A 23,253-nucleotide genomic window follows, 5' to 3' on the forward strand; every position below is an offset into this window, starting at 1 on the left:
TCAGCCCGCAGCCTCCGGGACGGACCCGGGGGGTGGCCCGCTGGAGTCGCGCACGACGAGCTCGGTGGCCAGCTCGACGTGGTGCGGCTCGACGGTCTCCCCGTCCACCAGGCGCAGCAGCATCTGCAGGGCGTAGCGGCCCATCTCCTGCAGCGGCGTGTGGACGGTCGTCAGGGCGGGGGTCAGCCACGGCGCCAGGTAGGTGTTGTCGAACCCGACGACCGACAGGTCCTCCGGCACGCGCAGCCCGCGGCGGTGGGCGGCCTGGACCACCCCGAGGGCGCACACGTCGGTGACGGCGAAGATCGCCGTCGGCGGTTCGCCGGAGTCGAGCAGGCGCCCGGCCAGTTCCAGGCCCGCCTCGAACCCGAAACCGCCGTCCACGACGAGCCGCGGGTCGACGGGCAGCCCGGCGTTCTCCATGGCCGCCCGGTACCCGTGCAGCCGGGCCTGGCTGATGGCCGCCCGCGCCGGGCCGCCGAGGTGGGCGATGCGCCGGTGGCCCAGGGAGATCAGGTGCTCGGTGGCGCTGAGGCCACCGGTCCAGTTCGTGGCCCCGACGCTGGCGACGCTCGACTGCGGCGTGTGGACCGGGTCGACGACCACCAGCGGCAGGTCCACCTCGGAGAAGCCGGAGGTCTGCTGCGCCGTGAGGTCCGAGGTCACCACCAGGACCCCGTCCCGTCCGGCCTTCAGCAGCCGCTGGGCCCACTGCGCCCCGTCGGTCCCGGCCGACCCGTCCGAGAAGCGGCCGACGACCACGTCGGCGTCGACGGCCGTCCCGGCGTCGGTGACCCCGCGGATGAGCTCGGTGGCGTACGGGCTCATGAAGTCGTCGAAGATCAGGCCGATGGTGCGGTGCGAGCCCGCGGGGCGGCGCTGCGCCGCGGGCCGGCGCGGGACGACCGGCAGGTAGTCGTGCTCCACCAGCAGCCGCTCGATCTGCGCGCGCGTGCGCGCACCGACGTCGTCGCGGCCGTTGAGCACCTTCGAGACCGTCGCCGTGGACACTCCCGCCTCCGTGGCGATGGCGGTCAGCGTCGGGCGACGGCGCCCTGCTGCGTCGGTCACGGAACCCCCTCGAGCCCTGGGGGGCACGGTGCCCCCACCTGGATCATCCCAGCCCCGTCGAGCGGGGGCGGTGGACCCGCTGAGGGGTCCACCGGCGACGTCGCCAGCTGCTGGAGACCTGTTTTGCGAAAGTCCACCGTACGTCGCGAAACGGCAAAAGTCCCCTATCTGGAACGAGATGCTTGCCCGAGGCGAGGGTCTTGACGGTTTCGCGACAGCGGGTTTAGCGTCGTGTCCCGTCGAGCTTGCGAAAGTTTGCGAAGACGCCGCGACGACGCCGCGACACCGACGGTGGGCCGTGGCGGGTGATCCCCGCCCCATCCACCCCGAGCACCAGCACCCGCTCCGCCCCGCACGCACCGGCCGGCCCCGCGCCGCCGGGCCCGGCCCCGCACGTGGACGTGCCGGGGCACCCACCCGATGGAGGACACCGTGCACGAGACCTCTGCCCCTTCCCGGACCCGTCTGAGCCGCCGCAACCTGCTGGCCCTGGGCGCGGCGGCGAGCGCCGCCCCGGTCCTGGCCGCCTGCGGGTCGGACGACAGCGGTGGCGGGGGCGGGAACGTCACGCTCGGCCTGTGGACGTGGGCCTCGGAGTTCGAGGACGCCTTCGCGACCGCCGCCGACGAGTACCACCAGTTGCACCCGAACGTCACCGTGAAGCCCCGCTACTGGAGCTTCGCCAACTACGCCCCCTCGCTGCAGGCGGCCCTGGCGGCCAAGGAGGAGGGCGACATCTTCATGCCGCTGGTCTCCACGCTGGCCCTGGCTCAGGCCGAGCGCACCATCGACCTGCGCAAGGCCCTCGGCGCCGACTTCCTCGACGGGTTCTTCCCCTCCACCAACGAGGAGAACGTCTACCAGGACGGGCAGTACGCCGTCGGCTGGGCCGCCCAGACCTTCGGCCTGTTCCACAACACCACGCTCATGGCGCAGTTGGGCCTGACGCCCCCCGAGACCTGGGACGACCTGGCCGCGATGGCCCCGAAGATCAACGCCGCCGGTCTGGTGCCCATGTCCATCCAGGGCAACCCCTCGAACCAGCTGTCGGACTTCATGCTGCCGATCATCACGCAGATCACCGACGACCCCCAGGTCGTGCTGGACCTCGACACCCACGAGAAGAAGGGCGTCAGCTGGGACAGCGAACCGGTCGTGCAGGCGCTGACGATCGTCAAGCAGCTCACCGACGCCGGGGTGTTCTCCTCCGGGGTCCTGGCCACCGACAGCGACACCGCCAACAGCACCTTCACCAGCGGCAAGGCGGCGATGCTGTTCACCGGGTCGTTCTTCCCGCCGTCCCTGCAGACCACCGCCCCGCCGGAGTTCCTCACCCAGTACGGCATCGCCAAGACGCCGACGGTGAAGCCGGGCGGCAAGCACTGGTGCGCCAACCAGGCCGGCTACACGTGGGCGGTCAGTTCCGGCTCGAAGAACCAGGACGCCGCCGTCGACTTCCTCAAGTACCTCTACGACCCCGCCCGGTACCTGAAGATGATGAACGACACGTTCTCCATGCCCAGCACCGAGGCCGCCGCCGACGGGGTCAGCAGCTCGGACATCAAGACCATGACGTCCTGGCTGCTCGACGGCGAGGGCGCCCCGCACATCATGTTCGGCAAGGGGACGCTGGACTCGGTCACCAACGGGGTCGTCTCGGTCGTCAACGGCTCGGCGACCCCCGCGCAGGCGGCCAAGGCCATCGAGGCGGCCGTGGTCCAGGCGCGGAAGATCTGAGCGGGCCCGATGACGACCACCACCCCCGCGCAGGCCCCGGCCGCGGCGCCCGGTCGGCGCCGCCGGTCGCGGCCCCTCACCGGCTGGTCGACCCCCACGGGTCTGCTGTTCACCGCCCCGGCCGTCGTGTTCTTCGGCGTCTTCATCGCCTACCCCGTCCTGCGGACGTTCTGGCTGTCGCTGACCACCTCCGACGGTTTCGGCGGTTCGTCGTTCGGCGGGCTGCACAACTACGGGGTCATGCTCACCGACCCCATCTTCCGCCAGGCGGCGGTGGTCACGGTGGTCTACACCGTCGTGACCACGGTCCTGCAGACGGTGCTCTCGCTGCTGCTGGCCCTCGTCGTCCACGCCGGCCCGCGCCGCAGCGCCGTCGTCTACCGGACGCTGCTGTTCCTGCCCGCCGCGGTGTCCCTGACCGTCACCGGACTGCTGTGGCGCATCGGCCTGACCCCCGTCTTCGGGGTGTTCAACCGGGCCCTGGAGGCCGTCGGCCTCGGCGCGCTGCAGCACGCCTGGCTCGGGGACACGGCCACCGTGCTGCCCACCGTCATCGTCGTCTCGCTGTGGCAGTCCACCGGCCTGTTCATGCTCATCTTCTACGCGGCCCTGGGCAACGTGGACCCGGCGATCTCCGAGAGCGCCCGCGTCGACGGGGCCGGCCCGTTCCGGGAGGCGTGGAGCATCACCGTGCCCATGCTGCGCCCCGTCGTCGAGGTCGTCGTCATGCTCAACGTTCTCAGCGGGCTGAAGGTGTTCGACCTCAACTTCGTCATGGCCAACGGCGGCCCGCTGCACGCCTCGGAGTCCCTCAGCAGCTACACGTACCTGCTGACGTTCGGCTCCTCCACCGGCGGGGTCCCCTCCTTCGCCTACGGCTCCGCCATCAGCGTCGTCGTGTTCCTCGTCGCCGGCGTGGCGACGGTCCTGCTCTACCGCTTCCGGAAGGGAGAACAGTGAGCACCCAGGCCCTGCACCGCCCGCAGCCGGTCGCGGTGGGCACCCGAGCGCCCCGCACCGCGGCCTCGGTCGGCCGGCGCGTCCTGTGGCACGCCGTCATGGGCGTCGTCGCCGCGGCCGCCGTCGCCCCGCTGCTCTACATGGTCCTCACCTCGATCCGGCCGCAGGCCACCGCCTTCTCCGGGCCCATCGTCCCGGACGAGTTCTCCGGCGCCGGGTACGCGTTCGCGTGGAACGACCTGCAGATCTGGCGGAACTTCCTCAACTCCGTCCTCATCACCGGCGTCACCCTGGCCCTGACCATCGCCGCCGCGACCCTGGCCGGGTACGCGTTCTCCCGCATCGGGTTCACGGCGCGGAACCTGCTGTTCTTCGTGGTCACCAGTGCGCTGTTCCTGCCCGGGGTGGCGACCCTCATCCCCGTCTACCTGGAACTGCAGAGCTTCGGCCTGCTGGGCAGCCGGCTCGGCCTGATCCTCGTCTACACCGCCGGTGGGGTCTCGTTCTCGCTGTTCCTCATGCGGACGTTCTTCGACGCCCTGCCGAACGAGCTCAGCGAGGCCGCCCGGCTCGACGGGGCCAGCGAGCTGCAGATCTTCTGGCGGGTCATGCTCCCGCTGTCGGCCCCCGGCATCGCGACCGTGGCGATCTTCCAGATGATCAGCGTCTGGAACGAGCTGCTGTTCGCCAGCGCGCTGGTCTCCGACCCCGCCTCGCGCCCGATCCAGCCGGTCGCGAACTCCCTCATCAGCCAGTACGGCACGAACTGGCCCGCGCTGACGGCCACCATGACGCTCACCGCGCTGCCCATGGTCGTCGCCTACGTGGTGTTCCAGCGCTGGTTCGTCGCCGGCCTCACCGCCGGGGCGGTGAAGGCGTGAGCGCGCAGCACCCCGGCACCGGCACCGGCACCGGCGTCGACGTCCTGACGCCGCGCTCTCTGGGCCGCACCGGGTTCGAGGTCACCGGGTTGTGCGTGGGCACCGCCGAGCTGGGCGACATGACGAACGTCTACAGCGCCGTCCCCGAGGAGCAGGCCCTGGCCACGGCCCGGCGTGCGTTCGCCGGACCCCTGACGTTCGTCGACACCTCCAACGGCTACGGCTCGTCCGAGCGCCGGCTGGGCACCGTCCTGCGCGAACTGGGCGGTGTCCCCGACGGCATCCTGCTGGCCACCAAGGTGGACCCGCTGGACGGCGGCCCGTTCGACGGTCCGCGGGTGCGGGCCTCGGTCGCCGAGAGCCTGGAACGGCTCGGGCTGGACCACCTGCCGCTGCTGCACCTGCACGATCCCGAGCGGATCGGGTTCGAGGCCGCCACCGCCCCCGGCGGGCCCGTCGACGTCATGCGCGAACTCGTCGCCGAAGGACTGGTCGGGCACCTCGGCGTCGCCGGCGGCACCGTGGACCTGCTGCGCCGGTTCGTCGGCACCGGGCACTTCTCCGTCGTGCTGAACCACAACCGGTGGACGCTGCTGGACCGCTCGGCCGAACCGCTGCTGGCGGACTGCGCGGCCAGCGGCACCGCCTTCCTCAACGGGGCCCCCTTCGGCGGCGGGATCCTGGCCAAGGGCCCGGCCGCGGTGCCCCGGTACTGCTACGCCCCGGCGTCCCCCGAGGTCCTGCGCGCGGCCGAGCGGATCGAGGCCGCCTGCGCCCGCCACGGCGTCCCGCTGGCCGCGGCCGCGCTGCAGGACTCGTTGCGCGAACCGCGCACGACCTCCACCGTGGTCGGGTCCTCCCGACCGGAGCGGCTGGACCAGACCCTGGCCCTGGCCGCCCACCCCGTCCCCGACGAGCTCTGGACCGAACTCGCCGACCTCGTCCCGCCGAAGGAGCACTGGCTTCCGTGACCACCACCGCCACCACGCCCGCGAGACCCACGACGTTCGCCGTCATCGGCAGCGGCTGGCGCTCGGAGTTCTTCCTGCGCCTGGCTCAGGCCGCGCCCGACCGGCTGCGCGCCGTCGGCGTCGTGACCCGCAGCGCCGAGAGCGGTCAGCGCCTCACCGACCGCTGGGCGGTGCCGACCGTCCGCACGGTCGACGAGCTGGTCCGCAGCGACCGCCCCGACTTCGTCATCGCCTCGGTGCCGTGGGCGCAGATGCCGATCACCGTCCGCGAGCTGGAGGCGGCCGGGATCGCCACGCTCGCCGAGACCCCGCCGGCCCCCGACCTCGACGGGCTGCGCTCGCTGTGGAACGACGTCGGCGCCGGCGGCCGCGTGCAGGTCGCCGAGCAGTACCTGCTGATGCCCGGCCACGCGGCGCGCCTGGCGCTGGTGCGGGCCGGGGTCATCGGCGAACCCACCCAGGTGCAGCTGTCCTCCACGCACATGTACCACGCGGTCTCGCTCATCCGCGGTCTGCTCGGCGTCGACATGGACGAGGTCGTCGTCAACGCCCGCAGCTTCACCGCCCCGCTCGTGGACCCGCTCAGCTTCGGCGGCTGGGACACCGGGGCGACGCCGCGACCGCGCGCGAACGTCCTGGCCACCCTCGACTTCGGCGGGAGGTCAGCGCTCTACGACTTCAGCGACAACCAGTGGTGGAACCCGCTGCGGGCCCGGCGCATCGTCGTGCGCGGCTCGATCGGCGAGATCGTCGACGACGCCGTGACGCGCATGGTCGACCCCACCAGCCCCGTCACCTCGCCGTTGTCCTACCGCCGTCGCGGGGTGGACATGAACCTCGAGGGCGTCGACCTCGACACCGTGAGCTTCGACGGGCAGGTCGTGTACCGCAACGCCTGGGCGGGCACCCGGATGTCGGAGGACGACATCGCCGTGGCCCAGATCCTCGCCGACACCGGCGCCTGGGCGCGGGGGGAGGGGCCGGAGCCGTACCCGCTGGCGCAGGCCTGCCAGGACCACGCCATCGCCCTGGCCATGGGCACCTCGGCGGCCACCGGCACCGACGTGCGCGTCGCGAAGGAGGTGTGGGCCTGATGCCCCTCGTCCGCATCGACCTGCCCGACACCACCTCCGTCGAGCTGCGCCGCGCCATCGGCGACGCCGTCCACGAGGGTCTCGTCGAGGGGCTGGGCATGCCTGCGCAGGACAGGTTCCAGATCCTGCGGGCCCTGCCCGCGCAGGACTTCTCCTTCGACCCGCACTTCATGGGCGGCTCTCGCCGCGACGTGGTGTTCCTGCAGGTGCTCATGGTCCGCGGGTACTCCACCGAGGTGAAGAAGGCGACGTTCGCCGCGATCGCCACCCGGCTGGAGGCGGCCGGGGTCCGCCCCGACGACGTGTTCCTGGCCGTCACCGAGAACGGCGGGGAGGACTGGTACGTCGGCCGCTCGGGGGACGACTCCGGGGACGACGCGAGCGCCACCCCGTGAGGGCGCTCGTCCTGCGCGCGCCCGGCACCCGCCCCGAGGTCGAGGACGTCGAGCTCGACGGCCCAGGACCGGGGGAACTGCTGGTGCGCGTCGAGGCGGCCGGGGTGTGCCACACCGAGCTGCACTACGTCAGCGGCGACATCGGCTGCCCGCTGCCGATCGTCCTGGGCCACGAGGGCACCGGGGTCGTCGAGGAGGTCGGACCCGGCGAGGCCGGCGGCCCCGACGCCGTGCGCGTCGGGCAGCGGGTCGCCTTCACCTGGCGCCCGCGCTGCGGGCAGTGCGAGCCCTGCGTCACGGGCCGGCCGGTCATGTGCGTGTACGGCCGCGTGCAGGCCCGCAGTGGCGGGCTGATGGACGGCACCAGCCGCCTGCGCCGCGGCGGTGAGCAGCTGCACCACTTCCTCGGGGTGTCCTGCTTCGCCGAACGCGCCGTCGTGTCCCGGCGCGCCGTCGTCGCCCTGCCCGACGACGTCGCCCCCACCCTGGCCGCGGTCGCGGGCTGCGCCGTGGTCACCGGCGTGGGAGCCGTCGTCAACGTCGCCGCCGCCGACGGCTCCCTCGCGGGCCGTCCGCTGCTCGTCGTCGGTGCCGGCGGGGTGGGGCTGTCCGCCGTCATGGGGGCCGCCCTCGTCGGAGCCGGGCCCGTGGTCGTGGTCGACGTCAGCGCGGACAAGCTCGCCCTCGCCCGCCGGCTGGGGGCCACCCACACCGTCGACGCCTCCGGGCTGGAGGCGGCCGAGGTCGTCGAGGCCGTGCAGGAGGTGACGCGCGGGGGCGCCGACGTGGCGGTGGAGGCCGTCGGGAACCCCGCGACGCTGGCCCAGGCGTTCTCGGCCGTGCGCCCCGGCGGGACGGTCGTGGCCGTGGGCCTGTCCTCGGCGACGGCGACCGTCGCCGTCCCCGTCAACGAACTCGTGCAGCAGCAGAAGCGGCTCGTGGGCAGCCTGTACGGGTCGGCGAACCCGCCCGTCGACCTGCCCCGGCTGCTGGCCCTGCACCGGGCCGGGCGGCTGCCGCTGGAGGACCTGCTGGGGGCGACGTACCCCCTGGAGGAGACCGCCGACGCCTACGACGCGTTGCGGGCCGGAGCCGTCGGCCGGGCCGTGGTCCTGCCCGGGCCCCCCGCGGCGGTCGCCGCGTGAACGCCACGGACCGCTACGCCACCTACCCCAGCCTGCGCGGTGCGGGGGTGGTGGTCAGCGGGGGAGCCACCGGACTCGGCGCGCAGTTCGTCACCGAGTTCGCCGCCCAGGGCGCCCGGGTCGGGTTCGTCGACGTGCAGGAGGACGCCGGCCGCGCGCTGGTCGAGGCGGTCGCGGCGGCCGGTCACCCGCGCCCGGAGTTCCGCCGCGCCGACGTCCGCGACCTCGCCGGTTACCAGGAGGTCCTGCGCGGCCTCGCGGCGGACCTGGGCTCGGTGGGCGTCCTGGTGAACAACGCCGCCGACGACACCCGCCACGCCAGCACGGGCGTCGACCCGGCGGCCTGGGACGCGGGGTTCCGGGTGAACCTGGACCACCAGTTCTTCGCCGTCCAGGCCCTCGCGCCCGCGCTGCGGGCCGCCGGCGGGGGATCGGTGGTGAACCTGGGGTCGATCAGCACGCACGTGAAGCTGCGCGACCTCGTCGTGTACCGCACGGCCAAGGCGGCCGTGGAGGGTCTGACGCGCGCGCTGGCGATCGAACTGGGCGCCGACGCGGTCCGGGTGAACTGCGTGATCCCCGGCTGGGTCATGACCGCCCGGCAGCTCGAGCACCACGTCGACGCCGAGGCCGAGGCCACCCTCGACCGCGAACAGGCGCTGGCCCGGCGGGTGCAGCCCGCGGACGTCGCCCGCCTGGTGCTGTGGCTGGCCGCCGAGGACAGCGCCGCCTGCACCGGACAGAACTGGATCGTCGACGGAGGCTGGATGTGAACGACGTGCAGGACACGACGCAGGACACGACGCAGGACACGACGCAGGACACGACGCAGGACACGACGCAGGACGGCGCGACCCCGCGGCGCAGCCGGGCCTGGTTCGGGGCCACCGGGCGCTCGGGCATGCTCTACCGCTCCTGGTTGCGCAACCAGGGGTACGGAGCGGACGTGTTCGACGGCCGGCCCGTCATCGGGATCGCCACCACCTGGTCCGAACTGTCCCCGTGCAACGCCCACCTCGACCGCGTCGCCGAGGCCGTCAAGCGCGGGGTCTGGATGGCCGGGGGTTTCCCCCTGGTGTTCCCGGTGATGTCGACCGGGGAGACCCTGATCCGCCCCACGGCGATGCTGTACCGCAACCTCATGGCGATGCAGGCCGAGGAACTCATCCGGGGCAACCCCCTCGACGGGGTGGTGCTGCTCTCCGGCTGCGACAAGACCACCCCCGCGCTCCTCATGGGGGCGGCCAGCGTCGACCTGCCCACGATCGTGGTGACCGGCGGGCCCATGCTCAACGGCAAGTTCCGCGGCCAGGACGTCGGGTCGGGGACCCACGTGTGGCGCTTCGAGGCCGAGATGAAGGCCGGGCGCATGAGCGCTCAGGAGGGGGCCGTCGCCGAGGGGTGCATGGCCCGGTCAGCCGGCCACTGCATGACCATGGGCACCGCCTCGACGATGGCCTGCGTCGCGGAGGCCCTGGGGATGCAGCTGCCCGGTTCGGCCGCCTGGCCCGCCGTCGACGCCCGCCGCGACGAGGTCGCCCAGGCCGCCGGCCAGCGGATCGTCGCGATGGTCGAGGAGGACCTGCGCCCCAGCGCGATCATGACGCGCGGCGCGTTCGAGAACGCGATCCGGGCGACCGCCGCGATCGGGGGGTCCACCAACGCGATCGTGCACCTGCTCGCCCTCGCCGGCCGCCTCGGCGTCGACCTCGCGCTGGAGGACTTCGACACCCTCGCCCGCGACGTGCCCACGATCGTCGACCTCATGCCGTCGGGCCGGTTCCTCATGGAGGACTTCTGCTACGCCGGGGGCCTGCCCGCGGTCCTGCGCGACCTCGCCGAGCACGGCCTGCTGAACACCGGCCAGGTCACCGTCACGGGCCGGCCGCTGGGCGAGCTCGTCGCCGACGCCGAGTGCTGGAACCGCGAGGTCATCCGCGGGTTCGACACCCCGCTGCAGCCGGCGGGGTCCGGGACCGCGGTCCTGCGCGGCAACCTGTGCCCGCGCGGCGCCGTCCTGAAGCAGTCGGCGGCCTCGCCGCACCTGTTGCAGCACACCGGCCGCGCCGTGGTGTTCGACTCGCCCGAGGCCTACCACGCGGTCTGCGACGACGAGGACCTCGACATCACCGCCGACGACGTCATCGTCGTGCGCGGCGCCGGGCCGCGCGGTTACCCGGGCATGCCGGAGGTCTCCAACGTCCCGCTGCCGGCCAAGCTGCTGCGCGCCGGGGTGAGCGACATGGTGCGCATCAGCGACGGCCGGATGAGCGGCACCGGGTTCGGGGCCGTGGTCCTGCACGTGGCGCCCGAGGCAGCGCTCGGCGGTCCGCTCGGCCTGCTGCGCACCGGGGACGTCATCGCCCTCGACGTCCCCGCCCGGCGGCTGGACGTGCAGCTGAGCGACGCCGAGCTCGCCGCCCGCGAACCCTCCTGGCGCCAGAGCGCCGACGCGCCCGAGGGGGGCTGGCCCTGGCTGTACGCGCGGCACGTCCTGCAGGCCGACGAGGGCGCCGACCTGGACTTCCTGGTGGGTGCGCGCGGCAGCGCCGTGCCGCGAGACTCGCACTGACGAACGACCACCCGAGCACGGAGGAACCACCATGGACCACGCGACCGAACCGTCCACCCGCCCCGGGGACCGGGTCGAGGAGCTCCTGGCCGCCATGACGCTGGAGGAGAAGCTCGCCCAGCTCGTCGGCCTCTGGGAGGGCCGTGGGGACACCGACAGCGACGGCGAGGGCGGCGGTGAGGGGGCGGCGGTGGCCCCGATGCAGGACACCATGCAGGTCGCGGTGGACAGCCTCGAGGGGTTCGCCGGTCAGGGGCTGGGCCAGCTCACCCGGGTCTTCGGCACGACCCCCGTCGAACCCTCCGACCAGACGCGCGCCCTGATCGCCAAGCAGCGCTGGCTGCAGGAGAACACCCGGCTGGGCGTCCCCGCCCTGGTGCACGAGGAGTGCCTGACCGGACTGGCCGCCTGGAAGGCGACGACGTTCCCGGCCCCGCTGTCCTGGGGGGCCAGCTTCCACCCCGAGCTCGTGCAGGAGGTCGGGGCCGCGATCGGTTCCTCGATGCGCAGCCTCGGCGTCCACCAGGGCCTGGCCCCCGTGCTGGACGTCGTCCGCGACGCGCGCTGGGGCCGGGTCGAGGAGTGCATCAGCGAGGACCCCTACGTCGTGGGGACGATCGCGGCGGCCTACGTGCGGGGCGTGCAGTCGACCGGGGTGATCGCCACGCTGAAGCACTTCGTCGGGTACTCGAACTCCCGCGCCGGACGCAACCTGGCCCCCGTCCACGCCGGGCCGCGCGAACTCACCGACGTCCTGCTGCCGCCGTTCGAGATGGCCGTCCTCGACGCGGGGGCCCGGTCGGTCATGAACTCCTACACCGAGGTCGACGGGGTCCCCGTCGCCGCCGACGCGTCGTTGCTCACCGACCTGCTGCGCGAGCGGTGGGGTTTCACCGGCACCGTGGTGGCGGACTACTTCTCCGTGGCGTTCCTGGAACGCCTGCACGGGGTCGCGGGGTCTCCCGCCGACGCCGCCGCGCAGGCCCTGACCGCCGGCATCGACGTGGAACTGCCCACCGGCGTCACCTACCTGACCCCGCTGGCCGACCTGGTCCGCGCCGGGCAGGTGGACGAGGCCCTCGTGGACCGCGCCCTGCGCCGGGTGCTGCGCCAGAAGGCCGAACTCGGTCTGCTGGACCCCGACTACGACCCCGCCGCCGGGATCGACCCCGACCGCGTCGACCTCGACCCCCCGCAGCACCGCGCCCTGGCCCGGACGCTGGCCGAGGAGTCGATCGTCCTGCTGTCCAACGACGGCACCCTGCCGCTGCGAACCGCGGCCCGGGACGAACCCCTGCGGATCGGCGTCGTCGGGCCCAACGCCGACGACACCTCGGCCCTGTTCGGCTGCTACAGCTTCGCCAACCACGTGCTGGCCCAGCACCCCGGTGTGGAGCTCGGACTCGACGTCGACTCCGTCCTGGCCGCCCTCGGCGCCGAGTTCGCCGGCGCCGCGCGCACGACCCACGTCCGCGGCGCCGACGTGGACACCGACGACACCGGCGGTTTCGCGGACGCCGTCGCCGCGGCGGCGGCCTCCGACGTCTGCGTCGCCGTCGTCGGGGACCGCGCCGGGTTGTTCGGGCGCGGCACCTCCGGGGAGGGCTGCGACGCGGAGTCGCTGGAACTGCCCGGCGTGCAGCGCCCCTTCGTCGAGGCGCTGCTGGACACCGGCACCCCCGTCGTCCTCGTGCTGCTCACCGGCCGCCCCTACGCCGTGGACTGGGCCCTGCAGCGGTGCGCCGCCGTCGTGCAGGCGTTCTTCCCCGGCCAGGAGGGCGGCGGGGCGATCGCCGGGGTCCTGTCCGGTCGGGTGAACCCCTCCGGGCGCCTGCCGGTGTCGCTGCCCCGTTCGGTCGGCGCCCAGCCGTACAGCTACCTGCACCCCAGGCTGGGCGCGGCGAGCCCGGTCTCGAACATCGACACCGCGCCTGTGCGGCCCTTCGGGCACGGCCTGTCGTACACGACGTTCACGCACTCCGACCTGCGGCTGGCCGCGGCCGAGGTGCCGACCGACGGCGCGATCGTCACCACCGTCACGGTCACCAACACCGGCGACCGCGCCGGGGCGCACGTCGTGCAGCTCTACGGCAGCGACCCCGTCGCCTCGATCACCCGCCCCGTCGTCCAGCTGCTCGGCTACGCCCGCGTCGAGCTGGCCGCCGGGGCGAGCGCCGAGGTCACCCTCGACGTCCCGACCCAGCGGCTGGCGTTCTCCGACCGCCGGGTGGTGCGCGTCGTCGAACCCGGCCGGGTCGACCTGTTCGTCGGCCACGACTGCGCCACCCCCGACCTGACCGCGGTGGTCGAGCTGACCGGTGCGGTCCACGAGGTCGGGACCGGCGACCGCCGGGTGGTGCAGGTCGACGTGCGGCCCGTCGCGGGTCAGCCGTGAACGGCGGGGGACCAGCCCGCCGGCAGGAACCGCAGGGTGAGCCCGTCGCGGTCCACGACGTGCCGTCCCGGGCCGCTCAGGGCGCTGGGACGGCCCCCGTGCCCGGTGACGACCCGGGACGCCGCGTCCGGGTCGGGGCAGGTCAGGGCGAGGACCCGCAGCCCGAGCCGGTGCACGTCGACGTCGGCGGCGGCCGGCAGCGGGTCCACAGCGTACGAGAACACCTCCAGCACGCCCGGTCCCGCCGCGAGGTAGCTGCGCACGTACCCGCGCTCGTCGCCCGGGTGCGGCACCTGACCGAGCCGGCCCAGCCCCAGGCCGTCGGCGTACGTCGACAGCGCCTCGTCCAAGTCGCGCACCGTGGTCGCGGCGTGGTCGAGCACCGGGGTGTCGTCCTCGCCGTCCCCGGGGACGGGGTGCGTGACCCTCGCGGCGACGAGGTCGGCGTCCCAGACGTCGGTGTGGCGCAGCTCGCCGGCCACGAGTTCGACCAGCGCCCCGTCGGGGTCGCTGAAGAACACGATCCGCACCCCGCCGAGGGCGGTCATCGGTGCGATGACGAACTCCACCCCGGACCGGCTCAGCCGCTGCGCCCAGGCGTCCACGTCGGCCACCGTGAATCCGACGTGGCGGAAACCCGCCTGGTGGTTCACGCTCGTCCAGCCGCCGAGGTCCCCGTCCTCGACCCGGACCAGCCGCAGGAGCCCGGACCCGGCGCTGAGCCAGGCCTCCCGTGGTCCCCAGGAACGCTGGTGGGCGGGGCTCAACCCCAGGACGTCGACGTGGAACTCCAGGCTGCGGGCGAGGTCACGGACCCCGATCTCGACGTGGTGCAGTTCGACCGGTGCGGTGGGCATGGCCCCACCAGACCGCGACGACGCCCCGGCGGCAACCCGGGAGGAACCCCGTGACCCTCGCCCTCGTCGTCCGTTTCGACCTGCCCGACGCCGCGGCGGCGCAGCGGTTCGACGCCCTGCTGGGCGCCGCGCTGCCCGCCGTCCGCACCGAACCCGGGACCCACCTCTACGTGCCGCACACCAGCGACACCGAACCCCTGGCGCGGCTGGTGTACGCCGTGTACGCCGACCGCGCCGCGCACGAGCGGCACAACGCCGCTCCCGCGATGGCGCGCTTCCTGCGCGAACTCCCGGGCCTGCGCGCCGCCGTGCGCGTCGAGGAACTCGTGCCCGTCCCGGACGCCCCGCGCGTCCCACCGGTCTGAGGCCGGTACCCCTCTCCCGAAGGAGTTCCCCGTGTCGCACGACAGCACCCCCACCCCCGGCCCGGTCACGGCCCCCGCCGCCGACCGTCCCGAACTCGCCCACCGCGTCGCCGCCGCGACGGTGACCGTCCTGGGCGCCGACGGCGTCCCGCTGGCCGACCGGGAGGTGACGCTCGCCCAGCGCGACCACGAGTTCCTCTTCGGTTGCATCGGTTTCGACTTCGTCGCCCACGCCGGCGGGGAGGACCCCGCGACCGCCGACGGCACCTCGTCCTTCTTCGGGGCCTCGGCCCCGGCCGGTCAGGCCGAGGACCTCGCCGAGGCCTGGTTCGGTCTGTTCAACGCCACGACCCTGCCGTTCTACTGGGGCGAGTTCGAACCCGTGCGGGGCCGGCCGGCGACGGACCGGCTCGTGAAGACCGCCCGCTGGTTCGCCGACCGCGGCGTCGTCGTCAAGGGGCACCCGCTGACCTGGCACACCGCGGCGCCGGACTGGCTGCTCGACCTGCCCACCGCCGGGGTCGTCGACGCGCTGCGGGACCGGATCCGGCGCGAGGTGGGCGGTCTCGCCGGGCTCGTCGACACGTGGGACGTCGTCAACGAGTCGGTCATCATGCCCGTGTACGACAAGTACGACAACGGCCTCACCCGGGTCGCCCGCGAACTCGGCCGCACCGCGACCCTGACCCTGGCCTTCGAGGAGGCCCGCGCCGCCAACCCCGCGGCGACGTTGCTGCTCAACGACTTCGACATGTCCCCGGCCTACGAACGGGTCGTCGAGGAGGCCCTGGAGGCCGGGGTGGGCATCGACGCCCTGGGCCTGCAGAGCCACATGCACAAGGGGTACTGGGGCGAGGAGCGGACGCACGACGTGCTGGCCCGGTTCTCCCGCTTCGGCCTGCCGCTGCACTTCACCGAGAACACCCTGGTCTCCGGGGACCTCATGCCCGCCACGGTCGGCGACCTCAACGACCACCAGGTCGAGCACTGGCCCTCCACCGACGAGGGGGAGCAGCGGCAGGCCGACGAGGTCGTGCGCCACCTGCGGACCCTCGTCGAGCACCCCGCGGTGTGGGCCTTCAACTACTGGGGCCTGACCGACGCCACCACCTGGCTGGGCGCACCGGTCGGCCTGGTGCGCGCCGACGGCACCCGCAAACCGGCCTACGGCGCGATGCACGACCTGGTGAAGGGGCAGTGGTGGCTGGCCCCCACCACCGTGCGGACCGACCGGGACGGGCGGGTCGCCGTGCGGGGGTTCCGCGGGGGGTACGAGGTGTCCGTCGCCGGCGAGACCACCGGGTTCCGCCTCGACGGGTCGCAGGACGCCGCCGAGGTGCGGGTGGGGGGCGCGGACCGGTGAACCGGCGCGCGACCCGCGACGTCCACGGGTTCAACTACGCCGGGTCCTGGGGCACGTCCGGCCTGGACCTGTGGCAGCACCACGACCACGGTCTGATGGCCGTCGAGGTCGCCCGCGGCAAGAAGGCCTTCCCCGGGTGGAACACGGCCCGCTGGTGGCTGTCGCACGAGGCCTTCCAGCGCGACCCGGAGCGCTTCCTGGCGAACCTCGACGCCGGGCTGGGGTTGTTCGCCGCGCACGACGTCGCCGTGGTCCCCGTGCTGTTCAACCGCTGGCGGGACCCGGTGTGCGACTTCGGCGGGGTCCCGCTGGACCACCTGCTCCCGCACGCCAGCGCCTGGACCCGCACCGACGACCTGTTCGCCGACCCCGCGGTGGACGGCCCGGACGTCGCCCCCGTGCAACGGATCTTCCGGCGCTACCTCGTCGACGTCGTCACCGCCCACGCCGACGACGAGCGGGTCTGGGCGTGGGACCTGTGCAACGAACCCCTCATGGGCGCCTACGTCCACGACGAGGACAGCCCCCTGCGGGCCGCCGAGCTGCGCTGGCTGCGGTGGTGCCGGGGCGTGGTCCTGGCCGCCGGGGCCCGCCAGCCGCTCACGGTCGGCAACTACGCCGACGTGGCCGCCCTGCGGGCCACCGAACCGGTCAGCGACGTCCTGGGGTTCCACCCCTACTGGATGTGGCAGGGCATCGGCCCGGAGACGAACGTGCACACCCGCGAGGGGTTCGAGGCCTACCTCGACGAGTGCGTCGCCTTCGCGCGCTCGGTCGGCAAGGACCTGTACGCCAGCGAGACCGTCTGGGGCGCCCGCGACGACGCCAAGCACGTGGAGGTGATGCGCTACACCCTGTCCCGGCTGCGGGAGCGGGGGATCGGGTACACCGTCCACGCCCTGCACCACAGCGGTGTCGCCGACCTGCACCGCGACAGCCACGGGCCCGTCGGGCACCCGGAGTGGCTGCACTTCCTCGACGCCGACGGCAGCGTGCGCCCGGGCCACGAGGCGTTCGACGAGTTCGCCCCCGGCTGAGGGGGTGCCGCCCGCCCGGCTACGGTGCCCGGGTGCTGATCCGTGAGTGCACCGACGCCGACTGGCTCTCGATCTGGCCCTTCTTCGACGAGATCGTCGCCGACGGCGAGACGTACGCGCTGCCGCAGGGGCTGACGTCGCAGCGGGCGCGCGACCTGTGGGTGCAGGGCCCGCCGTGGGGCACCTTCGTGGCCGTGGACGGCGAGGGGGCGGACGCGGAGCAGGTGCTGGGCACGGCGAAGTGCGGCCCGAACCGACCCGGCGGCGGGTCCCACGTCGCCACCGCGAGCTTCATGGTCTCCCCGGCGGCCCGGGGTCGCGGCGTCGGCCGCGCGCTCGGCGAGCACGTCCTCGGCTGGGCCCGCGAGCGGGGGTTCCTCGCGATGCAGTTCAACGCCGTCGTGGAGACGAACACGGCCGCCGTCGCGCTGTGGCGCTCGCTGGGCTTCGGGATCGTCGGCACCGTCCCGCAGGCCTTCGACCACCCCGAGCACGGCCACGTCGGTCTGCACGTGATGCACCGCTTCCTCTGACGACCACCCACCCCGCGCGAGGCGCACCTCGCGCCCCCGCCGGCGGCGTGTCGCGGCGCGAGGTGTGCCTCGCGCCCCGGTGAGCGCGGTCGGCGCCCGGACGGGCCGCCCCATGCCCTAGGGTGGGCGGACCATCCAGAGCGGCCGAGAGACCTGGCTCGTCGACGCCGCAGCAACCCCTCGAGGGGTGCTCATGCCAGGACCGATGGGAGGAACAGTGGCCTACGCCGGCGACCTCACCCCGCGTGAGGCCTTCGAGCTCGTCCGGGACGACCCGGACGCCGTCCTGGTCGACGTCCGCACCGACGCCGAGTGGCGCTTCGTGGGCACCCCGACCGGCCTGGGCACCGAGCCCGTGTTCGCGTCCTGGCTCCCCGTGGACCCCGAGCGCTTCCTCACCGAGCTGTCCGCGGCGGGGATCGCGCCCGGGAGCGGGCGCAAGGTCGTGTTCCTGTGCCGCTCCGGACAGCGCTCCGTCGCGGCCGCCGAGACCGCCACGGCGGCCGGGATCACCCCCAGCTACAACGTCCTCGAGGGGTTCGAAGGACCCCTCGACGCCGACGGGCACCGCGGTGCGGTGGGCTGGCGGGCCGCGGGACTGCCCTGGAGGCAGTCGTGAGCGACGCGCGGTGCGGCGCCGCCTGGACCGAGGAGACGCGCCGACGGAGTCGCTGCGTGGATCCGCGGGAAGGCGGCGGCACGGGCACCGCGGCGGAGCGAACGGGGGAGACGTCGTGAGCGACACGCACGCCTGGCGGCCCGACACCACCGCCGTCCGCGGCGGCCTGGCCCGCTCGCAGTTCGAGGAGACCGCGGAGGCGATGTACCTGACGTCGGGGTACGTCTACGAGACCGCCGCCGACGCCGAGGCCGCGTTCAGCGGGGACGTCGACCGCTACGTCTACTCCCGCTACGGCAACCCCACGGTGTCGGTCTTCACCGAGCGGCTGCGGCAGATCGAGGGCGCCGAGGCCTGCTACGGCCTGGCCAGCGGCATGTCCGCGGTGTTCTACGCCTTGGCCGCGCTGCTGGGTGCCGGGGACCGCGTCGTCGCCGCCCGCAGCCTGTTCGGGTCGTGCTTCGTGATCCTCGACGAGATCCTCCCGCGCTGGGGCGTCGAGACGGTCTTCGTCGACGGCGAGGACCTGCAGCAGTGGGAGCAGGCCCTGGCGACGCCGGCCCAGGCGGTGTTCTTCGAGACCCCGGCGAACCCCATGCAGACGCTCGTGGACATCGCCGCGGTCACCGAGCTCGCGCACGCGGCGGGGGCGACGGTCGTCGTCGACAACGCCTTCGCCTCCCCGGTGGGGCAGCACCCGCTGCAGTTCGGCGCGGACGTCGTCGTGTACTCGGCGACCAAGCACATCGACGGCCAGGGCCGGGTCATGGGCGGTGCCGTCCTGGGCACCGAGGAGTTCATCGCCGGACGTTTCCGCGAACTCACCCGGCACACCGGCCCGACCTTGAGCCCGTTCAACGCCTGGACGCTGGCCAAGGGACTGGAGACCCTGAGCCTGCGGGTGCGGCACTCGGCGGCCACCGCGCTGCGGCTCGCCGAGCACCTCGAGCAGCAGCCGGGGATCCGCTGGGTCCGCTACCCGCTGCTGCCCAGCCACCCGCAGTTCGACCTGGCGAAGCGTCAGATGGACCTCGGCGGGACCATCCTCACGTTCGAGCTCGACGCCCCCTCCGGCCGCGGCAAGGAGCGCGCGTTCGAGGTGCTCGACGCGCTGCGGATCGTCGACATCTCCAACAACCTCGGCGACGCCAAGTCGCTGGCCACCCACCCGGCCACCACGACGCACCGGCGGCTGGGTGCCGAGGGTCGTGCCGCCATCGGCCTGACCGACGGCGTGCTGCGGTTGTCGGTGGGTCTGGAGGACCCCGACGACCTGCTGGAAGACCTCACCCGCGCCCTCTCCTGAACACCCCGATCGGAGCAACTCCCTTGTCCAGCCAGCAGATCCCCGTCTCGCACGCCGGCTCCCTGCCGCGCACGCCCGAACTCATCGCGGCCAACGAGGCGCGCACGTTCGCCGAGGACGGTTTCACCCTCGACCGCAGCCCCGAGTTCGACGCGCTGCTCACCGGTGCCGTCGTCGACCTCGTCCAGCGCCAGAAGGACCTCGGCGTGACGATCGTGGGGGATGGCGAGTACGGCAAGGCCATGTCGAGCGCCGTCGACTACGGCGCCTGGTGGGGGTACGTGTTCCAGCGCGTCAGCGGTCTCGCGCTGACGGGCGAGGACATCTTCAGCCAGCCGAACGTGCTGTCCGAACCGGGTCACGTGCGCCTGACGAGCTTCCCGAACCGCCGCGACTGGACGATCTTCAAGGACGCCTACACGGACCCGACGTCGGGGATCTCGACGGGGAAGAACGCCACGCCGTTCCCCGCGACGACCGGTGCCCTGCAGTACACCGGGCACGAGGCCATCGCCTCCGACATCGCCAACCTCAAGGCCGGCCTGGCGGCCGCGGGCCTCGAGCAGGGGTTCATCACCTCCCTGTCCCCGGGCAGCGGCGCGCGCATCGCCAACCGGCACTACGCCACCGAGGAGGAGCACATCTGGGCGTGGGCCGAGGTGATGCGCGAGGAGTACAAGGCGGTCACCGACGCCGGCCTGATCGTGCAGATCGACGACCCGTCGATCGCGGAGAACTGGGACCAGATCACGCCCGAACCCTCCGTGGAGGACTACCAGGCGTTCACCCGCATCCGCGTCGAGGCCCTCAACCACGCCCTGCGCGGGTTGCCGACCGAGCAGGTCCGCTTCCACCTGTGCTGGGGCAGCTGGCACGGCCCGCACACCACCGACGTCGAGTTCAAGCACATCGTCGACCTCATGCTCGAGATCGACGCCGGGTCGTACTCGTTCGAGGCCGCGAACGTGCGCCACGAGCACGAGTGGAAGGTGTGGCGGGACGTGCGGCTGCCCGAGGGCAAGAAGATCGTCCCGGGCATCGTGAGCCACGCCACGAACGTCGTCGAGCACCCCGAGCTGGTCGCCGACCGCATCGAGCGGTTCGCCTCCGTCGTCGGCGCCGAGAACGTCGTGGCCTCCACCGACTGCGGTCTGGGCGGCCGCATCCACCCGCAGATCGCGGTGGCCAAGCTCGCCGCGCTCGGTGAGGGCGCGCGCCTGGCGGGTTCCCGGCTGTTCGGGTGAGCTGATGTCCGCGGGGGAGGCGGCGTGGGCGCTGTGGCAGGACTCGCCCTGGGGCCGGTTGCGGTACCACGTCGTCGCCCGGTTGCTGCGGTCCTGGACGGCCGATCTCGGCGACGGGCTGCGGGTGTTGGACGCCGGTGGGGGCGACGGGCGCGACGCCCTGCCGTTCGCCCTCGCCGGGCACGAGGTGACGATCCTCGACCGGTCGCCGGAGATGCTCGCCCTCGCGCGGGCCGCCGCGGCGGCCGCCGGGGTCGCCGAGCGGGTCCGCACGGTCAGCGCCGACCTCGAGGACCTCACCGCCCTGGCCGCGCTCACCCGGCACCGCGAGGGTGGTTCGGGCTCCTTCGACGTCGTGTTCTGCCACGACGTGCTGCAGCACCGCAGTTCCCACCAGCAGGTGCGGGCCGACGTCGCGACCCTGGTGTCCTCGGTGCGCCCCGGGGGCCTGGTCTCCCTGCTCGCGCCGAACCCGCCCGCCGACGTCGTCGCGACCGTGCTGCACGAGGGGCCCGCGGCGGCGTGGGTGACGCTGGACGCCGACCGGGCCGCCGACCCGGCGACCGGTCACACGGCGCTGCGGTTGTCGCCGGAGTTCGTCGCCGACGCCCTCGCCGAGGCCGGGTGCGACGTCGTCGGCCGGGCCGGGGTGCTCGCCGTGACGGCGCTGCTGGAACTGCTGGGCGACGGCGGCCGCGTCGACGACCGGGTGGCGGCGGACCTGGAGGAGCTGGAGGTCGAGCTCAGCGCGCGGGTTCCGTTCGCCGGGACGGCGCGGTACTGGCTGCTCGCGGGGCGACGACGCTGACGGGCGTGCCGGGGTCGGTTCCGCCGGTGCCGGCGACCCGCAGCAGTTCCTGAGCCACCCGGTCGTTCAGCCGGAAGAACCCCGCGTCGAGGTTCGGCCGGGCGAACGCCGCCGCCCACCCGCCACCGGCCACCCACGGGCCCAGGCCGAAGCGCCGCGGGTGCACCGAACCGTCGGTGTGCACGAGCCGCTGAGCGGGGTCGACGACGAGCCGGCCGTTCCCGAGCTCGCTCACGTGGCCGCGGTGGGTCAGGTTGCGCAGCAACGGGTCCGCGCTGGCCGTGATCCGCGCTTCGGGCAGGCGGGCGTCGACCAGGGTGGTGGCGCTCACGACGGCGGGGGAGTTCGCCGACCGCGCCGTCCAGCAGCCGCCGACCTCGTCGGGGGCGATGCGCACGTCCCCGCCGAGGAACCGCACGACCCCCGCGTCGGCCAGGGCGAGGAGCTCGAGCAGCCGCCGCGGCGGGGGGCCGGAGGCGAGGTAGCTGAACAGCCCGTGCCACCAGCCGTCGACCTCGACGACGGACTCGGGGTCGAGGCGCCCGGAGTGGGCGAGGCCGGCGACCGTCACGTAGCAGGACAGCAGCGCGTGGAACACCGCGGCGTCCATGCTGTACGCCGGGTCCGCGCGGCGCGCCACGTCCGCAGCGACGTGGTCGTGGACCCGGCGGTGCACCTCCTGCGCCGACGACCCCCACCACCCGTCCAGCGGCCGGTCGAGGCGGTGCAGGTCGAACCGGTCCCGCGGGTCGGGCACCGCGCGGGACACGAGGTCGTCGAGGGCGGCCGACCCCCAGGGCAGCCCGGCGAACTCCCGGTCGAACCCGGGGGCGTCGCCGGTCGTGCGGCCGGGGTGGGACCGGAACAGCTCGTGGTAGTGGGCGCCGGCGAGCTCCTTGGCGACGAGCGGCCACAGGTCCCGGCGCAGGTTCAGCGTCCCGTGCGCTCCGAGGGCCTGCGGGGTGAAGAACCGCGGCAGCGGCGGACGCTCGTCGAGGACGTAGGTGATCTTCGAGCGGTACGGGACGCCGCGGCGGGACCCGACGTGCAGCACGGGCTCACGCCCGCTGGGGTGGTAGACGAGCCCGTCCGGCCCGTCCGTGAAGCGGCCGCCGCGCCCCTGGGTGAGGAGCACCACCAGGTCCACGAACGCCAGACCCATCCCCGCCACGAGGACATCGGCGCCGGGGCGCAGCGTGTCCTCGTCCTCGGTGAGCCCGAGGTCGCTGGTGTACCCGGGCTCGACGTAGCGCAGGCCGTGCCGGTCGGCGAACGCGCGCGCCGCCCGCTCCCGGGGACCGGGCACGACGTCGGGGTGACCCTGGGCCAGGACCACGGCGTCGACGACGAGCTCGGTCCCGTCCTCCAGGCGCACGGCCTGCCGCGCCGGGCCGGTCACCTGACCGGGCACCTGGTCGACCACGTCCACCACGCGGGTGCGGTGGGTGTGCAGCCGCACGGTCGGCGGCAGGTCCGTCACGACGCGCTCCCACGCCCAGCCGAGGTACCGGCTGCCCAGCGCCCGGGACACGAACGTCCCCTCCCGCACCCCGAGGACCTCGCGGCGCAGGGCCTCCTGCCCGGTCGCGGCGAACCCGGCGACGAGGTCGGCCCGGTGCTCGTCGAGCCACGCGTACAGCGTCGGGCCCGTCCGGACCGGCCCGTCGAGCCGGGAGGAGGCGTCGGGCAGGACGGTGACGTCCGCCGCGCGGGAGTTCATCCACAGCAGCGGGTGCTGGTCGGCGCGCCAGATGCGGCCCGCGCCGGCGGGGTGGGGGTCGACCACGTGGACGTCGACGTCCGCACCGGTCGCCGAGGCGTGCGCGCCGAGGCGGTCCAGCACCCCGAGGGTGCGGGGACCGGCGCCGACGAAGAGCAGGGACAGGCTCACGTGCGCTCC

Annotated in this window: 21 protein-coding genes and 1 riboswitch; of the genes, 18 read left to right on the forward strand and 3 right to left on the reverse strand. The window is 73.9% G+C overall.

Features of this window, described 5'->3' with window-relative positions; all coding sequences use genetic code 11:
* Nucleotides 1-1,071, reverse strand: a complete 1,071-nt coding sequence (locus CLV37_RS04815) for a LacI family DNA-binding transcriptional regulator (RefSeq protein WP_106207712.1) — start codon at nucleotides 1,069-1,071, stop codon at nucleotides 1-3.
* Between the two features lie 432 nt (nucleotides 1,072-1,503).
* Here CLV37_RS04815 and CLV37_RS04820 point away from each other — a divergent pair, with 432 nt between their 5' ends.
* The 10 genes from CLV37_RS04820 (at nucleotide 1,504) to CLV37_RS04865 (ending at nucleotide 13,221) form a co-directional block, all read left to right on the forward strand.
* Nucleotides 1,504-2,808 (forward strand): ABC transporter substrate-binding protein, encoded by a 1,305-nt coding sequence (locus CLV37_RS04820; protein ID WP_170127060.1) that lies wholly within the window; start codon nucleotides 1,504-1,506, stop codon nucleotides 2,806-2,808.
* A 9-nt stretch (nucleotides 2,809-2,817) separates the two neighbouring features.
* Nucleotides 2,818-3,768 (forward strand): carbohydrate ABC transporter permease, encoded by a 951-nt coding sequence (locus CLV37_RS04825; protein ID WP_106207716.1) that lies wholly within the window; start codon nucleotides 2,818-2,820, stop codon nucleotides 3,766-3,768.
* The gene (locus CLV37_RS04830) at nucleotides 3,765-4,649 is read left to right on the forward strand and encodes a carbohydrate ABC transporter permease (protein ID WP_106207718.1); all 885 of its coding nucleotides are present in this window, start codon (nucleotides 3,765-3,767) and stop codon (nucleotides 4,647-4,649) included. Before CLV37_RS04825 ends, CLV37_RS04830 begins: the two co-directional genes overlap by 4 nt.
* On the forward strand, nucleotides 4,646-5,620 hold the full coding sequence (locus CLV37_RS04835; RefSeq protein ID WP_211298399.1) for an aldo/keto reductase: 975 nt from the start codon (nucleotides 4,646-4,648) through the stop codon (nucleotides 5,618-5,620). Before CLV37_RS04830 ends, CLV37_RS04835 begins: the two co-directional genes overlap by 4 nt.
* Entirely contained in the window at nucleotides 5,617-6,714 is a 1,098-nt protein-coding gene (locus CLV37_RS04840; RefSeq protein WP_106207720.1) for a Gfo/Idh/MocA family protein, read from the forward strand. Before CLV37_RS04835 ends, CLV37_RS04840 begins: the two co-directional genes overlap by 4 nt.
* Nucleotides 6,714-7,109, forward strand: coding sequence for a tautomerase family protein (locus tag CLV37_RS04845; protein WP_146149298.1), 396 nt, complete (start codon nucleotides 6,714-6,716; stop codon nucleotides 7,107-7,109). The genes CLV37_RS04840 and CLV37_RS04845 overlap by 1 nt, the downstream gene beginning before the upstream one ends.
* Entirely contained in the window at nucleotides 7,106-8,254 is a 1,149-nt protein-coding gene (locus CLV37_RS04850) for a zinc-binding dehydrogenase (RefSeq protein WP_106207724.1), read from the forward strand. Before CLV37_RS04845 ends, CLV37_RS04850 begins: the two co-directional genes overlap by 4 nt.
* Entirely contained in the window at nucleotides 8,251-9,027 is a 777-nt protein-coding gene (locus tag CLV37_RS04855) for an SDR family NAD(P)-dependent oxidoreductase (RefSeq protein ID WP_106207726.1), read from the forward strand. Before CLV37_RS04850 ends, CLV37_RS04855 begins: the two co-directional genes overlap by 4 nt.
* A 128-nt stretch (nucleotides 9,028-9,155) precedes the next feature.
* Complete coding sequence (locus CLV37_RS04860; RefSeq protein WP_425433608.1) at nucleotides 9,156-10,826, forward strand: IlvD/Edd family dehydratase; 1,671 nt, start codon at nucleotides 9,156-9,158, stop codon at nucleotides 10,824-10,826.
* Between the two features lie 31 nt (nucleotides 10,827-10,857).
* Nucleotides 10,858-13,221 (forward strand): beta-xylosidase/alpha-l-arabinosidase, encoded by a 2,364-nt coding sequence (locus tag CLV37_RS04865; RefSeq protein ID WP_106207728.1) that lies wholly within the window; start codon nucleotides 10,858-10,860, stop codon nucleotides 13,219-13,221.
* Here CLV37_RS04865 and CLV37_RS04870 read toward each other — a convergent pair.
* Nucleotides 13,212-14,078, reverse strand: a complete 867-nt coding sequence (locus CLV37_RS04870) for a VOC family protein (RefSeq protein WP_106207730.1) — start codon at nucleotides 14,076-14,078, stop codon at nucleotides 13,212-13,214. The two genes, CLV37_RS04865 and CLV37_RS04870, sit on opposite strands and share 10 nt — an antisense overlap.
* 50 nt (nucleotides 14,079-14,128) lie before the next feature.
* On the opposite strand from CLV37_RS04870, the gene CLV37_RS04875 reads away from it, so the two are divergent.
* The 8 genes from CLV37_RS04875 (at nucleotide 14,129) to CLV37_RS04910 (ending at nucleotide 21,353) form a co-directional block, all read left to right on the forward strand.
* Nucleotides 14,129-14,443, forward strand: a complete 315-nt coding sequence (locus tag CLV37_RS04875; RefSeq protein ID WP_106207732.1) for a putative quinol monooxygenase — start codon at nucleotides 14,129-14,131, stop codon at nucleotides 14,441-14,443.
* A gap of 31 nt (nucleotides 14,444-14,474) precedes the next feature.
* Nucleotides 14,475-15,806: an endo-1,4-beta-xylanase gene (locus CLV37_RS04880; RefSeq protein WP_106207734.1), complete on the forward strand. Its 1,332-nt coding sequence runs from the start codon at nucleotides 14,475-14,477 to the stop codon at nucleotides 15,804-15,806.
* Nucleotides 15,803-16,843, forward strand: coding sequence for a glycoside hydrolase 5 family protein (locus tag CLV37_RS04885; protein ID WP_106207736.1), 1,041 nt, complete (start codon nucleotides 15,803-15,805; stop codon nucleotides 16,841-16,843). The genes CLV37_RS04880 and CLV37_RS04885 overlap by 4 nt, the downstream gene beginning before the upstream one ends.
* Nucleotides 16,844-16,875: 32 nt before the next feature.
* Nucleotides 16,876-17,376, forward strand: a complete 501-nt coding sequence (locus CLV37_RS04890; protein WP_106207738.1) for a GNAT family N-acetyltransferase — start codon at nucleotides 16,876-16,878, stop codon at nucleotides 17,374-17,376.
* A gap of 128 nt (nucleotides 17,377-17,504) precedes the next feature.
* A riboswitch (SAM riboswitch) is annotated at nucleotides 17,505-17,588 on the forward strand.
* Between the two features lie 5 nt (nucleotides 17,589-17,593).
* The gene (locus CLV37_RS04895) at nucleotides 17,594-17,995 is read left to right on the forward strand and encodes a rhodanese-like domain-containing protein (RefSeq protein ID WP_106207740.1); all 402 of its coding nucleotides are present in this window, start codon (nucleotides 17,594-17,596) and stop codon (nucleotides 17,993-17,995) included.
* 115 nt (nucleotides 17,996-18,110) lie between these two features.
* On the forward strand, nucleotides 18,111-19,301 hold the full coding sequence (locus CLV37_RS04900) for an O-succinylhomoserine sulfhydrylase (RefSeq protein ID WP_106207742.1): 1,191 nt from the start codon (nucleotides 18,111-18,113) through the stop codon (nucleotides 19,299-19,301).
* A 23-nt stretch (nucleotides 19,302-19,324) separates the two neighbouring features.
* On the forward strand, nucleotides 19,325-20,545 hold the full coding sequence (locus tag CLV37_RS04905) for a cobalamin-independent methionine synthase II family protein (protein ID WP_106207744.1): 1,221 nt from the start codon (nucleotides 19,325-19,327) through the stop codon (nucleotides 20,543-20,545).
* A gap of 4 nt (nucleotides 20,546-20,549) precedes the next feature.
* Nucleotides 20,550-21,353, forward strand: a complete 804-nt coding sequence (locus CLV37_RS04910; RefSeq protein ID WP_106207746.1) for a class I SAM-dependent methyltransferase — start codon at nucleotides 20,550-20,552, stop codon at nucleotides 21,351-21,353.
* On the opposite strand, the gene CLV37_RS04915 is transcribed toward CLV37_RS04910, so the two are convergent.
* Nucleotides 21,289-23,244, reverse strand: a complete 1,956-nt coding sequence (locus tag CLV37_RS04915; protein WP_106207748.1) for an FAD/NAD(P)-binding protein — start codon at nucleotides 23,242-23,244, stop codon at nucleotides 21,289-21,291. The genes CLV37_RS04910 and CLV37_RS04915 overlap by 65 nt on opposite strands.
* Between the last annotated feature and the right edge of the window lie 9 nt (nucleotides 23,245-23,253).

The organism is Kineococcus rhizosphaerae (assembly GCF_003002055.1).
In the GTDB taxonomy this organism is placed as follows: Bacteria; Actinomycetota; Actinomycetes; order Actinomycetales; family Kineococcaceae; genus Kineococcus; species Kineococcus rhizosphaerae.